This is a genomic window from Enterobacter sp. A103, assembly GCF_034427535.1.
Classification (GTDB): Bacteria; Pseudomonadota; Gammaproteobacteria; order Enterobacterales; family Enterobacteriaceae; genus Enterobacter; species Enterobacter asburiae_B.
The window spans coordinates 97,113-112,221 of record NZ_JAXQPQ010000005.1 but is presented as its reverse complement, the minus strand read 5'-3'; the positions used below and the strand labels follow the sequence as shown (position 1 = coordinate 112,221).

Annotated in this window: 13 protein-coding genes and 2 tRNA genes; 2 read left to right on the top strand and 13 right to left on the bottom strand. The window is 53.4% G+C overall.

Annotated features, from left to right (window positions below; translation table 11 throughout):
* Window positions 1–100: 100 nt before the first annotated feature.
* The 6 genes from truB to SPH27_RS15180 form a co-directional block, all read right to left on the bottom strand.
* Window positions 101–1,051 (bottom strand): tRNA pseudouridine(55) synthase TruB, encoded by a 951-nt coding sequence (gene truB / locus SPH27_RS15205; RefSeq protein ID WP_094934463.1) that lies wholly within the window; start codon window positions 1,049–1,051, stop codon window positions 101–103.
* Window positions 1,051–1,455 carry a 30S ribosome-binding factor RbfA gene (gene rbfA, locus SPH27_RS15200; protein WP_003024988.1) on the bottom strand — a complete coding sequence of 135 codons (405 nt, stop codon included), beginning with the start codon at window positions 1,453–1,455 and terminating at the stop codon, window positions 1,051–1,053. Before rbfA ends, truB begins: the two co-directional genes overlap by 1 nt.
* Before the next feature lie 89 nt (window positions 1,456–1,544).
* Window positions 1,545–4,232: a translation initiation factor IF-2 gene (gene infB, locus SPH27_RS15195; protein ID WP_029739629.1), complete on the bottom strand. Its 2,688-nt coding sequence runs from the start codon at window positions 4,230–4,232 to the stop codon at window positions 1,545–1,547.
* A gap of 24 nt (window positions 4,233–4,256) precedes the next feature.
* Window positions 4,257–5,759, bottom strand: coding sequence for a transcription termination factor NusA (nusA, locus tag SPH27_RS15190; protein WP_029739628.1), 1,503 nt, complete (start codon window positions 5,757–5,759; stop codon window positions 4,257–4,259).
* A 28-nt stretch (window positions 5,760–5,787) separates the two neighbouring features.
* Window positions 5,788–6,240 carry a ribosome maturation factor RimP gene (gene rimP / locus SPH27_RS15185; protein ID WP_014833432.1) on the bottom strand — a complete coding sequence of 151 codons (453 nt, stop codon included), beginning with the start codon at window positions 6,238–6,240 and terminating at the stop codon, window positions 5,788–5,790.
* Between the two features lie 207 nt (window positions 6,241–6,447).
* Window positions 6,448–6,524: transfer RNA gene (locus SPH27_RS15180), tRNA-Met, on the bottom strand.
* 287 nt (window positions 6,525–6,811) lie between these two features.
* Between SPH27_RS15180 and argG the strand changes: the two genes are divergently transcribed.
* Complete coding sequence (gene argG, locus SPH27_RS15175; protein WP_024906366.1) at window positions 6,812–8,158, top strand: argininosuccinate synthase; 1,347 nt, start codon at window positions 6,812–6,814, stop codon at window positions 8,156–8,158.
* Window positions 8,159–8,351: 193 nt separating this feature from the next.
* Here argG and SPH27_RS15170 read toward each other — a convergent pair.
* The 6 genes from SPH27_RS15170 to rlmE all read right to left on the bottom strand — a co-directional run bounded on the left by SPH27_RS15170 (window position 8,352) and on the right by rlmE (window position 13,944).
* Window positions 8,352–8,438 (bottom strand) — tRNA-Leu (locus SPH27_RS15170).
* Between the two features lie 9 nt (window positions 8,439–8,447).
* Window positions 8,448–8,780, bottom strand: a complete 333-nt coding sequence (secG, locus tag SPH27_RS15165) for a preprotein translocase subunit SecG (protein ID WP_023333590.1) — start codon at window positions 8,778–8,780, stop codon at window positions 8,448–8,450.
* A 223-nt stretch (window positions 8,781–9,003) separates the two neighbouring features.
* Complete coding sequence (gene glmM / locus SPH27_RS15160; protein WP_023309339.1) at window positions 9,004–10,341, bottom strand: phosphoglucosamine mutase; 1,338 nt, start codon at window positions 10,339–10,341, stop codon at window positions 9,004–9,006.
* Window positions 10,334–11,182 carry a dihydropteroate synthase gene (gene folP / locus SPH27_RS15155; protein ID WP_182071511.1) on the bottom strand — a complete coding sequence of 283 codons (849 nt, stop codon included), beginning with the start codon at window positions 11,180–11,182 and terminating at the stop codon, window positions 10,334–10,336. Before folP ends, glmM begins: the two co-directional genes overlap by 8 nt.
* A gap of 98 nt (window positions 11,183–11,280) precedes the next feature.
* A complete protein-coding gene (gene ftsH / locus SPH27_RS15150; RefSeq protein WP_029739626.1) occupies window positions 11,281–13,215 on the bottom strand; it encodes an ATP-dependent zinc metalloprotease FtsH in 1,935 nt (644 codons plus the stop codon).
* 102 nt (window positions 13,216–13,317) lie between these two features.
* On the bottom strand, window positions 13,318–13,944 hold the full coding sequence (rlmE, locus tag SPH27_RS15145) for a 23S rRNA (uridine(2552)-2'-O)-methyltransferase RlmE (RefSeq protein WP_003861812.1): 627 nt from the start codon (window positions 13,942–13,944) through the stop codon (window positions 13,318–13,320).
* A gap of 127 nt (window positions 13,945–14,071) precedes the next feature.
* Here rlmE and yhbY point away from each other — a divergent pair, with 127 nt between their 5' ends.
* The gene (gene yhbY, locus SPH27_RS15140; protein WP_003861814.1) at window positions 14,072–14,365 is read left to right on the top strand and encodes a ribosome assembly RNA-binding protein YhbY; all 294 of its coding nucleotides are present in this window, start codon (window positions 14,072–14,074) and stop codon (window positions 14,363–14,365) included.
* A 151-nt stretch (window positions 14,366–14,516) separates the two neighbouring features.
* Here the strand turns inward: yhbY and greA are convergent, their stop codons facing one another.
* Window positions 14,517–14,993 (bottom strand): transcription elongation factor GreA, encoded by a 477-nt coding sequence (gene greA / locus SPH27_RS15135; RefSeq protein ID WP_014171793.1) that lies wholly within the window; start codon window positions 14,991–14,993, stop codon window positions 14,517–14,519.
* Window positions 14,994–15,109 lie beyond the last annotated feature (116 nt).

Below are 15,109 nucleotides of genomic sequence, written 5' to 3'. Positions count from 1 at the left end.
CCCATGTACGCCCCGCAGATTGTTAAACAATTTACCAGGCGTTAAGCGGCGATATTCTACTCGTCTCCCCTGCTTATCGCAAGGTGAGCCGTTACCACCGTCACGCGTCGACCGGATATTCGACGACCAGACGACGCGGCGCAACGCGCCCTTCGCCATCCATTTCGCCCATACCGATGAATTTCCCTTCGTCACCTTCGGTCACGCGTACCAGTCCTTCCAGCGGCGCTTGTGCCGTACGAACCGGGTTGCCGTTCTTAAAGTAAACGGACGATGTTAAAGGAAGATTAACAACCGGGAAGTCCGCTGCCGGACTGTCCATCGGCATCAGCAAAGGATCCAGCAAATCTGCCGGCGCAATCCCCTGCGCTTCCGCCTGTTCTACCAGCTCGCGCAGATATTCCAGGGTCACCATCCGCTCCACCGGGTACTTGCTCACCGCCAGGCGGCGCAGGTAAATCACATGCGCGCCGCAGCCCAGCTTTTCACCGAGGTCGTCGATGATAGTGCGAATATAGGTCCCTTTCGAACAGTGTACTTCCAGCTCCAGCTCATCACCTTCGTGGCGAATAAACAGCAGCTCATACACGGTTATCGGACGGGCTTCACGCGGAACGTCAATGCCCTGGCGCGCATATTCGTAGAGCTTCTTGCCCTGATATTTCAGCGCCGAATACATCGACGGCACCTGCATCGTGTCTCCACGGAAGCTCTCCAGCGCAGCATCAAGCTGTTCCGCGCTGAACGTCACCGGACGCTCTTCCACCACCTGGCCATCCGCGTCGGAGGTATCCGTGCGCTGGCCCAGTTTAGCGATAACGCGGTAGCGCTTATCGGAGTCGAGCAGGTACTGGGAAAACTTTGTCGCCTCTCCCAGGCAGACCGGCAGCATGCCTGTTGCCAGCGGATCGAGCGCGCCGGTGTGGCCCGCACGGTTGGCGTTATAAATACGCTTAACTTTCTGCAGCACGTCGTTGCTGGAAGCGCCCTGGGGTTTATCCAGCAGCAGCACACCATGCACGTCGCGACCACGACGACGAGGACGACTCATTAGTCCTCCTTGCTGTCGTCCGCCGGGTTAACACGACGCTCGTCGTCATGTTTAACCACGCTGGTCACCAGGTTGGACATACGCATACCTTCAACCAGCGAGTTGTCGTAGAAGAAGGTCAGCTCAGGCACGATGCGCAGGCGCATCGCTTTGCCGAGCAGGGAGCGGATGAAACCAGAGGCTTCCTGCAGCGCTTTAATGCCGTTTTTCACTGCCGCTTCGTCCTGATCGTTCAGGAAGGTGACGAACACTTTTGCATAGGCCAAATCGCGGGACATTTCGACACCGGAAACGGTGGTCATCATGCCGACGCGCGGGTCTTTAATTTCACGTTGCAGAATGAGCGCGATCTCTTTCTGCATTTCCTGCGCTACGCGCTGAGGGCGACCAAATTCTTTCGCCATAATAAATTCTCCAGACAAAAAAGGGGCTAAAAGCCCCTTTTAAAATTATTGCCGGGTGGCGCGAGGCGATCCCGGCTTACAATCGGTAATTAAGCGATGGTACGCTGAATTTCGATGATCTCGAACACTTCGATCATATCGCCAACGCGAACGTCGTTGTAGTTCTTCACGCCGATACCACATTCCATGCCGTTACGGACTTCGTTAACGTCATCTTTGAAGCGGCGCAGGGATTCCAGCTCGCCTTCGTAGATAACCACGTTGTCACGCAGTACGCGGATTGGGTTGTGACGCTTGATGTTACCTTCGGTAACCATACAGCCCGCGATCGCACCGAATTTCGGTGATTTGAACACGTCACGTACTTCAGCCAGACCGATGATCTGCTGTTTCAGCTCAGGAGACAGCATGCCGCTCATCGCTGCTTTCACTTCGTCGATCAGGTTATAGATGACGGAGTAGTAACGCAGATCCAGGCTTTCGGCTTCAATTACTTTACGCGCAGATGCATCCGCACGAACGTTGAAGCCAACCAGGATAGCGTTGGAGGCAGCAGCCAGGGTCGCGTCAGTTTCGGTGATACCACCTACGCCAGAACCGATGATCTTCACTTTCACTTCGTCGGTAGACAGTTTCAGCAAGGAGTCGGAGATCGCTTCCACAGAACCCTGAACGTCAGCTTTCAGAACGATGTTCACTTCGTGAACTTCGCCCTCGGTCATGTTGGCAAACATGTTCTCGAGTTTAGATTTCTGCTGACGAGCCAGTTTAACTTCACGGAATTTGCCCTGACGATACAGCGCAACTTCACGCGCTTTCTTCTCGTCACGCACAACGGTCACTTCGTCACCGGCAGCCGGAACACCGGACAGACCCAGGATTTCCACTGGAATGGACGGACCCGCTTCCAGAACTTCCTGACCCAGTTCGTTACGCATCGCACGAACGCGGCCGTATTCGAAGCCACACAGAACGATGTCGCCCTTGTTCAGGGTACCTTCGCGTACCAGAACGGTTGCAACCGGACCACGACCTTTATCCAGGAAGGATTCGATTACCGCGCCGCTCGCCATACCATTACGGATCGCTTTCAGCTCCAGTACTTCAGCCTGCAGCAGGATCGCGTTCAGCAGGTCGTCGATACCGGTACCCGCTTTCGCAGATACTGGGATGAACTGCGCTTCACCGCCCCACTCTTCCGGCATAACGCCGTACTGAGACAGTTCGTTCTTCACGCGGTCCAGATCGGCTTCTGGCTTATCGATTTTGTTGACTGCAACAACCAGAGGCACCTGCGCCGCTTTCGCGTGCTGGATAGCTTCGATGGTCTGTGGCATCACGCCGTCGTCTGCGGCAACAACCAGTACAACGATATCCGTTGCCTGAGCACCACGAGCACGCATTGAGGTAAACGCTGCGTGGCCTGGGGTATCCAGGAAGGTGATCATACCGTTTTCGGTTTCTACATGGTAAGCACCGATGTGCTGGGTAATACCACCCGCTTCACCAGAGGCAACCTTAGTAGAACGAATGTAGTCAAGCAGAGAGGTTTTACCGTGGTCAACGTGACCCATGATGGTCACAACCGGTGCACGCGGTTCAGCCGCAGCGCCAGTATCACGGTCGCTCATTACTGCTTCTTCCAGCTCGTTTTCACGACGCAGGATAACTTTGTGGCCCATCTCTTCAGCAACCAGCTGTGCGGTTTCCTGATCGATGACCTGGTTGATGGTCGCCATGGCGCCCAGTTTCATCATCGCTTTGATGACCTGAGAGCCTTTAACCGCCATCTTGTTCGCCAGATCGCCAACGGTGATGGTTTCGCCAATCACGACGTCACGGTTAACGGCCTGAGCAGGCTTCTGGAAGCTCTGCTGCAGAGCGGAACCTTTACGCTTACCGCCTTTACCGCCGCGAACAGCAGCGCGTGCTTCTTCACGGTCAGCTTTGGATTCAGCGTGTTTGTTGCCTTTTTTCGCCGGACGCGCTGCTTTTGCATTACGGCCACGGCCACGACCGCCTTCAACTTCACGGTCGTTATCATCTTCAGCCTGACGCGCATGCTGAGAAGTGGTCACGTGATAGTCGCTGGTGTCTTCAGTCGGCTCAACGGTATTCACACCATTCTTCTCGTTTTCTTCTGCCATACGGCGCGCTTCTTCGGCGACGCGGCGAGCTTCTTCTTCCAGCTTACGGCGGGCTTCTTCTTCCGCTTTACGCTTCAGCTCGGCAGCTTCATTTTCACGGCGGGCTTTTTCAGCCTGGGCGGTTTTGGTCATTTCGTCTGTCTGTTGATTGCTCACTTTGTCTTTTTCCGCAGCGTCACGCTTCACTTTATCACTTGCGTCGCGTTTCGCTTTTTCTGCGGCCTCACGTTCAGCTTTTAATTCTGCTTCACGTTTGGCGGTTGCTTCCGCCTCACGCTGAGCTTGTTCTTCCGCTTCACGCTGTGCCTGCTCTTCCGCGGCAAGGCGTTCTGCCTCTTGCGGATCACGTTTTACAAAGGTGCGCGTCTTGCGGACTTCAATTTGGACCGATTTGCTTTTGCCACCGGTACCAGGGATGTTTAACGTGCTACGCGTTTTGCGCTGCAGCGTTAACTTGTCAGGCGTAGAACCGTGTTCACGGTTCAGGTGCGTTAACAAGGTTTGTTTTTCTTGCGCGGTCACCGAGTCATCAGCGGACTTCGGGATCCCTGCATCAGCAAATTGCTGTACCAGGCGGTCCACGGAGGTCTGAATCTCAGCAGCCAGCGATTTTACAGTTACATCAGTCATGCTGTTCCTTCCTGCTACAGTTTATTACGCTTCGTCGCCGAACCAGCAAATATTACGTGCGGCCATGATGAGCTCGCCGGCTTTCTCGTCGGTTAAACCTTCGATATCAGCCAGGTCATCAACGCCTTGCTCAGCGAGATCTTCCAGCGTACAAACACCACGGGCAGCCAGCTTGAACGCAATCGCACGATCAAGACCTTCCAGATTCAGCAGGTCATCAGCCGGCTTCTTATCGCCAAGGCTTTCTTCCTGAGCCAGTGCCAGGGTGGTCAGTGCGTTTTTAGCGCGTTCACGCAGGGCTTCAACGGTTGGTTCATCCAGACCGTCAATTTCCAGCAGCTCTTTCATTGGCACATAGGCCAGTTCTTCCAGCGTAGAGAAACCTTCTTCAACCAGAACAGTGGCGAAGTCTTCGTCAATATCCAGGTATTTAGTGAAGGTATCGATCGCCGCATGGGCTTCAGCCTGATGCTTAGCCTGCAGGTCATCAACGGTCATTACGTTGAGTTCCCAGCCACTCAGCTGTGACGCCAGGCGTACGTTCTGACCGTTACGGCCGATTGCCTGCGCCAGGTTGCCCGCTTCAACAGCGATATCCATGGTGTGTTTGTCTTCGTCAACAACGATAGACGCCACATCAGCTGGAGCCATTGCGTTGATCACGAACTGCGCCGGGTTGTCATCCCACAGAACGATATCAATACGTTCGCCGCCCAGCTCAGTCGAAACTGCCTGAACGCGCGCACCGCGCATACCGACGCAAGCACCGACCGGGTCGATACGCTTGTCATTGGTTTTCACCGCAATTTTCGCACGGGAGCCCGGATCGCGAGCCGCCGCTTTAATCTCGATAACTTCTTCACCGATTTCCGGCACTTCAATACGGAACAGTTCTACCAGCATTTCTGGTTTAGAACGGGTCACGAACAGCTGTGCACCACGCGCTTCAGGGCGAACGGCGTACAGAACACCGCGAATACGGTCGCCTGGACGGAAGTTTTCACGCGGCAGCATATCTTCACGCAGGATCACGGCTTCAGCGTTACCCGGCAACCCTTCGGATTTGATCTCCAGGGAGATGTTGTCGCGGTTCACTTTTTTCACCACGCCGGTGATGATCTCGCCTTCCTGATCGCGGAACTGATCGACAACCAGCGCACGCTCGGCTTCGCGCACTTTCTGCACGATAACCTGTTTAGCGGTCTGAGTCGTGATACGGTCGAAGGTCACAGATTCAATCTGATCTTCTACGTACTCGCCCACGTTCAGACTTTCGTCTTCAAAACGGGCAGCTTCCAGCGTGATCTCTTTGGTCGGCTGGGTCACTTCTTCAACGATTACCCAACGACGGAATGTATCGAAGTCACCGCTTTTACGATCGATTTCTACGCGAACATCGATCTCTTGTTCGTATTTTTTCTTGGTTGCTGTAGCCAGTGCACTTTCCAGCGCTTCGAAAATCTTCTCACGCGGCAGTGATTTCTCGTTGGAGACGGCTTCAACAACAGCCAAAATTTCTTTGTTCATCGCGGGCTTTTCACCTCAATCCAGACTGTTAAAAGTGGGGAACCAGGTTCGCCTTCTGGATATTACTCAGCGCGAACACTTCATCTTTGCCTTCGACTGTCACCGTGATCATTTCACCATCAACGGCTTTGATAATTCCCTGCCATTTACGGCGGTTCTGTACGGCCATACGCAGAACGAGAGCCACTTCTTCACCGGTAAAGCGCACATAGTGCTCGGCCGTGAACATCGGGCGATCGAGGCCAGGTGAGGAAACTTCCAGGTTGTACGCAACGGTAATCGGGTCTTCAACATCAAGAACCGCACTCACCTGGTGGCTGACATCAGCACAATCATCAACATTGATGCCATCTTCACTATCAATATAGATGCGCAGCGTCGATGTACGGCCGCGAACGAATTCGATGCCGACCAGTTCGTAGCCCAGTGCTTCGACCGGTGCAGTAATCATCTCTGTTAATTTTTGCTCTAATGTGGACAAGCCCACCCCCAAGACATAAAAAAAGGGCGTAAAGCCCAGTTATTCTGTAGTCAGATAACAAAAAACCCCGATAAATCGGGGCTTTAGATAACTGAACCCTATAGCCACAACTGTGGCCTGGAGCACTTTCCGAAAGAATTTTTTCAAATCCAGCTACGAAGGCTCTAAGTCTTCACAGTATATTTGAAAAAGAACTTTATGGGAAAGTGGTTGCGGGGGCCGGATTTGAACCGACGACCTTCGGGTTATGAGCCCGACGAGCTACCAGGCTGCTCCACCCCGCGCCTGAAACGTGGCAAATTCTACGCGTTTTGGACAGAATTTGCAAATAATGCTGGGATTTGGTACCGAAGACGGGACGTAAAATCGGCGTTTAGTATATTGATAGTTGACCCCACCTGTCAACCCAACTTCCGCCAGATCGATTAGACCAAAATTTTTACAAAAAACGCACGACTCTCTTCCGGTCTTCGCCAAAAGATGATTAAATGAATACTCACTTATTTTGCATAAAAATGCACAAGAGAGCGAAAGCGGTCTCTAATCAGTCAATCAAGCAGGGTTTTATTCTATGACGACGATTCTCAAGCATCTTCCGGTAGGACAACGTATTGGCATCGCTTTCTCAGGCGGCCTGGATACCAGCGCTGCACTGCTGTGGATGCGCCAGAAGGGAGCGGTTCCGTACGCCTATACTGCGAACCTGGGTCAGCCGGATGAGGACGACTACGATGCCATTCCTCGTCGCGCTAAAGAGTATGGTGCAGAGAACGCGCGCCTGATTGACTGCCGCAAGCAACTGGTCGCTGAAGGTATCGCGGCTATTCAGTGCGGTGCGTTCCATAACACCACCGGCGGCCTGACCTATTTCAACACCACCCCTCTGGGCCGTGCGGTCACCGGCACTATGCTGGTTGCGGCGATGAAAGAAGACGGCGTGAACATCTGGGGTGACGGTAGCACCTATAAAGGTAACGATATTGAACGTTTCTATCGTTATGGCCTGCTGACCAACGCCGAACTGCAGATCTACAAGCCGTGGCTGGATACCGACTTCATCGACGAGCTGGGTGGCCGTCATGAAATGTCCGAGTTTATGATCGCCTGCGGCTTCGACTATAAGATGTCAGTCGAGAAGGCCTACTCCACCGACTCCAACATGCTGGGTGCGACGCACGAAGCGAAAGACCTGGAATTCCTGAACTCCAGCGTGAAGATCGTTAACCCGATCATGGGCGTGAAGTTCTGGGACGAGAACGTCAAAATCCAGGCTGAAGAAGTGACCGTGCGTTTCGAACGCGGCCATCCGGTTGCGCTGAACGGTAAAACCTTCTCTGATGATGTTGAACTAATGCTGGAAGCTAACCGTATTGGTGGTCGTCACGGTCTGGGCATGAGCGATCAGATTGAAAACCGCATCATCGAAGCGAAAAGCCGTGGCATCTATGAAGCCCCGGGAATGGCGCTGCTGCACATCGCTTACGAGCGTCTGCTGACCGGCATTCACAACGAAGACACCATTGAGCAGTATCACTCTCATGGCCGTCAGCTGGGTAAACTGCTGTATCAGGGCCGCTGGTTCGATCCACAGGCGCTGATGCTGCGTGATGCGCTGCAGCGTTGGGTGGCAAGCGCGATCACCGGTGAAGTGACGCTGGAGCTGCGTCGCGGCAACGACTACTCCATCCTGAACACCGTGTCTGACAACCTGACCTATAAAGCAGAGCGTCTGACCATGGAGAAAGGTGAATCCGTGTTCTCACCGGACGATCGTATTGGTCAGCTGACCATGCGTAACCTGGACATCACCGATACCCGCGAGAAGCTGTTCAACTATGTTGAGAATGGCCTGCTCTCCGCCAGTTCAGGTAACGGTCTGCCGCAGGTTGAAAACCTGGAGCACAGCGATAAGAAGTAATCGCTGACGTAACGTGCAAAAGGCGCCCACAGGGCGCCTTTTTTATTTTGATTTTCGTAGGCCCGGTAAGCGCAGCGCCACCGGGCAACATGGCGAGTGGCGCATGCGCTTACCCGCCCTACAAAAGATCGGAGATCTCGCAGTCTACAGACGAAAAAAAAAGACGTCTTTCGACGTCTTTCTTCTGGAATATTGGTACCGAGGATGGGACTCGAACCCACAAGCCCGTTAGGGCACTACCACCTCAAGGTAGCGTGTCTACCAATTCCACCACCTCGGTACAGAATACTTAGTGCGGGATATCGCTGGTTGGCTTAGCCGGTGCAGCTGGCTGAGTCTGCTCAGTTTTCGCTGGCGCGCTCAGATTTTCCCACTCGCTTCCTTTGCTGGTCTTGTTGCTGTTGATATTGCCAAGCACCAGACTGATGATGAAGAACAGCGTAGCCAGAATCGCCGTTGTGCGGGTCATGAAGTTCGCAGAACCACTTGAACCGAACAGCGTACCGGAAGCGCCTGCTCCGAAGGAGGCTCCCATATCAGCGCCTTTACCTTGCTGCAGCATGATCAGCGCTACGAGAGCGATGGCTACAATAAGGAAAATAACTAAAAGAGCTTCGTACATAATCAACCTGTTCCTTGCGGATTTGCCGCATACCAATGCTTCGACCAATTAGCAGGATTTTTGTTTCCCACTGAAGCGGGTGTGAATACTAACCAAAGCGAATGACCTTCGCAAGGGCATTTTTGACGCATTGTATCAACTGCGGAAAAAAACAGCAAAAAGCCATTAATTGCTTAAAACAAAGGCGACAAAAGCCGCCTTTTTATACATTTAGCGTGCACAATTATGCAGCTTTCACAGCATCCGCAATACGATGTGCAAATTCGGTTACCTGCGCTTCGTCTTCACCTTCCACCATCACGCGGATCAGCGGTTCAGTACCGGACTTACGCAGCAGCACGCGGCCACGATTGCCCAGGGCCGCTTCAACGTCAGCCATCACCGCTTTAACGTTCTCATTTTCCAGCGGATCGCCTTTACCTGCAGTGAAGCGTACATTTACCAGGATCTGTGGGAACATTTTCATTCCGCTGCACAGATCGTGCAGGCTCATATGGTTGCGCGCCATTGCGGCAACCACCTGCAGCGCAGCCACGATACCGTCACCGGTTGTGGTTTTATCGAGCAGGATCACGTGACCCGAGTTTTCTGCGCCGATGCGCCAGCCCTTCTCCTGCAATTTTTCCAGCACATAGCGGTCACCCACTTTCGCGCGGACAAACGGAATACCGAGCTGTTTCAGCGCCAGTTCCAGGCCCATGTTACTCATCAGCGTGCCCACCGCACCGCCGCGCAGCTGGCCCTGACGCAGGCCCTCACGGGCAATGATGTAGAGGATCTGATCGCCGTCTACCTTGTTACCTTCGTGGTCGACCATGATCACGCGGTCACCGTCGCCGTCCAGCGCAATGCCCAGGTCGGCTTTCTCTGCCAGAACACGCGCCTGCAGGGCACGAACATCAGTTGCCCCCACCTGCTCGTTAATGTTCAGACCATCCGGCTCGCAGCCAATGGTGATGACTTTCGCACCCAGTTCGCGGAAGACATTCGGGGCGATGTGATAGGTCGCGCCATTAGCACAGTCCACCACAATTTTGAGGTGAGCCAGGCTCAGCTCATTCGGGAAGGTACCTTTACAGAATTCGATATAACGGCCCGCCGCATCAACGATACGGTTCGCTTTACCCAGCTCTGCGGAATCTACACAGGTGATCTCTTTTTCCATTTCGGCTTCAATGGCTTCTTCCACGTCATCCGGGAGCTTGGTGCCGTCAATGGAGAAGAATTTAATGCCGTTGTCGTAGAACGGGTTGTGAGAAGCTGAGATGACAATCCCCGCTTCCGCACGGAAAGTGCGCGTCAGATACGCGACAGCAGGCGTTGGCATTGGGCCCGTAAAGGACGCGGACAGTCCAGCCGCCGCCAGACCCGCCTCCAGCGCAGACTCCAGCATATAGCCGGAAATACGGGTGTCTTTACCGATAATGATCTTACGGGAACCATGACGCGCCAGCACTTTGCCAGCAGCCCAGCCGAGCTTCAGGACAAAATCAGGGGTGATGGGAGCATCGCCTACACGCCCACGGATACCATCGGTGCCAAAATACTTACGATTACTCATAGCGTTTGTTTTCCTTCGCTGCCAGTGTGGCTTCCACCACACGCATGGCTTCTACTGTTTCTTTGACGTCATGGACACGAATAATGTGCGCGCCCTGCATCGCCGCAATCACCGCGCAGGACAGGCTGCCGCTCAGGCGTTCGCTCGGCCCCACGTTCAGCAACTGCCCAATCATCGACTTTCTCGACATCCCCACCAGCAGCGGCAGGTCAAAGTGATGGAATTCCGATAAGCGCGCAAGCAACGCATAATTGTGGGAGAGATTTTTACCGAAACCGAACCCCGGGTCGAGCAGCAATTTCTCTTTTGGGATACCTGCACGTTCACAGCGCGCAATATGCTCAATAAAGAAGCGATTCACGGCGGCAAAGACATCATCATACTTCGGTGCTTCCTGCATGGTTTTCGGTTGGCCCTGCATGTGCATCAGGCATACCGGTAACCCGGTCTCTGCCGCGGCTTCTAGTGCGCCAGGTTCAGTGAGTGAACGGATATCATTGATAATATGAGCGCCCACTCTCGCCACTTCACGAATCACTTCGGGTTTAGAGGTATCAACGGAGATCCATACTTCAAACCGCTGCGCGATAGCTTCAACCACCGGCACCACGCGCGCCAGCTCTTCTTCCACAGACACGTCAGCCGCACCAGGACGCGTCGATTCGCCGCCCACGTCAATAATGGTGGCACCCGCATTAATCATTAGATTCGCGTGTTTAACCGCCTCGATAAGCGTGTTATGCGTGCCGCCGTCAGAGAAGGAGTCAGGGGTAACATTCAGGATCCCCATCACATGGGGATGTGAAAGATCGAGATGCGAGTCCTGAGCGAATAATTTCATGGCGAAATCCCTGGTATCTATATCGTTAAACAGAAATGAAAAACCCCGGAGCAAGCTCCAGGGTTTGAGGTACAGACAAACGCTTCAACAGCAGTGACTTACTTATCGCCCAACTGTTCTGACATGGTGTTGCCCGGGTTTGGCGTACGCGGTTCATCAACCGGACGCGGCGCACGCGGGGTGCCATTGTTGTCAGAATTATTGGAAGCGCCTGGGTCTTCCCAGCCCGCTGGCGGACGCACTTCACGGCGCGCCATCAGGTCGTCAATCTGCGGTGCATCGATGGTCTCATATTTCATGAGCGCATCTTTCATCGAATGCAGGATGTCCATATTGTCGGTCAGGATCTGGCGTGCACGTGCGTAGTTACGCTCTACCAGAGATTTTACTTCCTGGTCGATGATACGAGCCGTCTCATCGGACATATGTTTCGCTTTAGCCACAGAACGGCCGAGGAATACTTCACCCTCTTCCTCTGCATACAGCAGCGGACCGAGTTTGTCGGAGAAGCCCCACTGCGTCACCATGTTACGCGCCAGGTTTGTCGCAACTTTAATGTCGTTGGACGCACCGGTAGAAACATGTTCCACACCGTAGATAATCTCTTCTGCCAGTCGACCGCCGTACAGGGTCGAAATCTGGCTTTCCAGCTTCTGGCGGCTGGCGCTGATCGCGTCGCCTTCAGGCAGGAAGAAGGTCACACCCAGCGCACGACCGCGCGGAATAATCGTCACTTTATGCACCGGATCGTGTTCCGGCACGAGGCGACCAATAATCGCGTGACCCGCTTCGTGGTATGCCGTGGACTCTTTCTGCGCTTCCGTCATCACCATGGAGCGACGTTCCGCACCCATCATGATTTTGTCTTTCGCTTTCTCAAACTCCACCATCGACACGACGCGCTTGTTACCGCGAGCGGCAAACAGAGCAGCTTCGTTGACCAGGTTCGCCAGGTCAGCACCGGAGAAGCCCGGGGTACCGCGCGCAATGATTGCCGCGTCGATATCTGGCGCCAGCGGTACGCGACGCATGTGAACTTTCAGAATCTGTTCACGACCGCGAACGTCCGGCAGACCCACAACAACCTGACGGTCGAAACGGCCTGGACGCAGCAGCGCGGGGTCAAGTACGTCCGGACGGTTAGTCGCCGCGATAACGATGATACCTTCGTTACCTTCGAAGCCGTCCATCTCAACCAGCATCTGGTTCAGCGTCTGTTCACGTTCATCGTGACCACCGCCCAGACCTGCGCCACGCTGGCGGCCCACGGCGTCGATTTCATCGATGAAGATAATGCACGGTGCTGCCTTTTTGGCCTGCTCAAACATGTCACGCACACGAGATGCACCGACACCCACGAACATTTCAACGAAGTCAGAACCTGAAATAGTAAAGAACGGCACCTTCGCTTCGCCCGCGATGGCTTTCGCCAGCAGGGTTTTACCGGTACCCGGAGGGCCAACCATCAGCACGCCTTTCGGGATCTTACCGCCCAGCTTCTGGAAACGGCTCGGTTCACGCAGGTACTCAACCAGTTCACCCACCTCTTCTTTCGCTTCGTCACAACCGGCGACGTCAGCGAAGGTAGTCTTGATCTGGTCTTCCGTCAGCATACGCGCCTTGCTCTTACCGAACGACATGGCACCTTTGCCACCGCCGCCCTGCATCTGGCGCATAAAGAAGATCCAGACGCCGATAAGAAGCAGCATCGGGAACCAGGAAATGAAGATAGAAGCCAGCAGGCTTGGTTCTTCTGGCGGCTCACCTACCACCTTGACGTTTTTGGTCAGAAGGTTATCAAGCAGCTTAGGATCGTTCACCGGGATGTAAGTCGTGTAACGGTTACTATCTTTCTTGGTAACGTTGATCTCACGTCCGTTGATACGCGCTTCGCGAACCTGGTCCTGATTGACCTCCTGCAGGAAGGTAGAATAATCCACCTTGCGGCCATTCGACTCGCTGGGCCCAAAGCTCTGGAATACTGACATCAGCACAACGGCAATGACCAGCCAGAGTATTAGGTTTTTCGCCATGTCACTCAAGGGATTAACCTCATATTACAACTGTGTTAAAAACAGCGTCAGGATACTCTATATCCAGTTTCATTCAAACTTTCGCCTGAAATCTACCGGTTATCATTTTCGCCCGGTCGCTACAATATACACTTCTCGGGAACGGGCCCGGGAAGAGTCCGGCTTACGAACTTTAACCTTCGCAAACAGGGAGCGAATTTCCTTAAGATACTCCTCGAAACCTTCGCCCTGAAACACCTTCACAACAAAACTACCACCAGGCGCTAGTACATCACGACACATTTCTAACGCTAGCTCCACCAGATACATGGCGCGGGGGATATCCACCGCCGGTGTTCCGCACATATTTGGTGCCATATCAGACATGACAACCTGGACCTTACTGTCACCTACACGATCAAGTAACGCTTTCAGCACTAATTCATCACGAAAGTCGCCCTGAAGGAAGTCGACACCGACGATGGGATCCATTGGTAAAAGATCGCACGCGATGATTCGGCCCGTTCCGCCGATCTGCGTTACCGCATACTGGGACCATCCGCCAGGTGCCGCACCGAGGTCAACAACCGTCATCCCCGGCTTAAAAAGTTTGTCACTTTGCTGTATTTCATCAAGTTTAAACCAGGCACGGGAACGCAACCCCTTTTTCTGTGCCTGTTGAACATATTTATCGCTAAAGTGTTCCTGAAGCCAGCGGCTGGAGCTGGCAGAACGCTTTTTACCTGTCATTTAACATTTCCGTCCTGGTTCATCGTTACCTGCCTGTGACGTAAATTTCTACGCAGCTATTTGGCGATATAAGGGAGATGGCGGTAGAATGAACCGTTTTCAATCCCAACGTAAGCAAAAATATACGATGAATCTGAGTACTAAACAAAAACAGCACCTTAAAGGTCTGGCACATCCGCTCAAGCCTGTAGTGATGCTTGGCAACAATGGTTTGACCGAAGGGGTGCTTGCCGAGATTGAACAAGCGCTGGAACACCACGAGCTGATCAAGGTGAAAATCGCCTCTGAAGACAGAGACACTAAAAACCTGATCGTGGAAGCCATCGTGCGCGAAACCGGCGCCTGTAATGTACAGGTCATCGGTAAAACGCTGGTGCTCTACCGCCCATCTAAAGAGCGTAAAATCTCGCTGCCACGCTAAGGATATCCTGAATCAAACACATTTTCTGTGTGAAACGAGGGATTTCTGTCAGCAGGCGAGCAAAATGCCATGCTCCTTGAGTTGATAAAAGGCCGCTATGCGGCCTTTTTCTTTTCTTTACAATGTATCAACATCTTAGTAGAGAAGCGAATTACAGGTATTCAACCTTAATAATTTCGTATTCCACTTCACCGCCAGGGGTGCGAATGGTGACAACATCGTCCTGCTCTTTGCCAATCAGGCCGCGAGCAATCGGGGAGTTCACTGAAATCAGGTTCTGTTTGAAGTCTGCTTCATCATCACCCACGATGCGATAGGTCTGCTCTTCGTCGTTGTCCAGGTTCAGCACGGTCACGGTAGAACCAAAGATCACACGCCCGTTGTTAGGCATTTTGGTGATATCGATAACCTGTGCATTGGACAGTTTTGCTTCGATATCTTTAATACGCCCTTCACAGAAGCCCTGCTGCTCACGCGCGGCGTGGTATTCAGCGTTCTCTTTCAGGTCGCCATGCTCGCGCGCATCCGCGATAGCGGCGATGATTTCAGGACGACGCACGGATTTCAGGAAATCCAGCTCTTCGCGCAGTTTTTCGGCACCACGTAAGGTCATCGGAATAGCTTGCATTTGTTATACCTCTTAAACATTCCTGTTGGGAGCAGTGTTCCCTGCTCCTGCCCCCCTAAGCGGGCAAGAAGCAAAAAGAAAACCGACCCGGGAGCAATGCCCCAGGTCAGCAGCAA

Bases quoted from the DNA above. Each gene is read 5' to 3' on its own strand.
- truB (WP_094934463.1), bottom strand. From the start codon at position 1,051: ATGAGTCGTCCTCGTCGTCGTGGTCGCGACGTGCATGGTGTGCTGCTG.
- rbfA (WP_003024988.1), bottom strand. From the start codon at position 1,455: ATGGCGAAAGAATTTGGTCGCCCTCAGCGCGTAGCGCAGGAAATGCAG.
- infB (WP_029739629.1), bottom strand. From the start codon at position 4,232: ATGACTGATGTAACTGTAAAATCGCTGGCTGCTGAGATTCAGACCTCC.
- nusA (WP_029739628.1), bottom strand. From the start codon at position 5,759: ATGAACAAAGAAATTTTGGCTGTTGTTGAAGCCGTCTCCAACGAGAAA.
- argG (WP_024906366.1), top strand. From the start codon at position 6,812: ATGACGACGATTCTCAAGCATCTTCCGGTAGGACAACGTATTGGCATC.
- secG (WP_023333590.1), bottom strand. From the start codon at position 8,780: ATGTACGAAGCTCTTTTAGTTATTTTCCTTATTGTAGCCATCGCTCTC.
- glmM (WP_023309339.1), bottom strand. From the start codon at position 10,341: ATGAGTAATCGTAAGTATTTTGGCACCGATGGTATCCGTGGGCGTGTA.
- folP (WP_182071511.1), bottom strand. From the start codon at position 11,182: ATGAAATTATTCGCTCAGGACTCGCATCTCGATCTTTCACATCCCCAT.
- ftsH (WP_029739626.1), bottom strand. From the start codon at position 13,215: ATGGCGAAAAACCTAATACTCTGGCTGGTCATTGCCGTTGTGCTGATG.
- rlmE (WP_003861812.1), bottom strand. From the start codon at position 13,944: ATGACAGGTAAAAAGCGTTCTGCCAGCTCCAGCCGCTGGCTTCAGGAA.
- yhbY (WP_003861814.1), top strand. From the start codon at position 14,072: ATGAATCTGAGTACTAAACAAAAACAGCACCTTAAAGGTCTGGCACAT.
- greA (WP_014171793.1), bottom strand. From the start codon at position 14,993: ATGCAAGCTATTCCGATGACCTTACGTGGTGCCGAAAAACTGCGCGAA.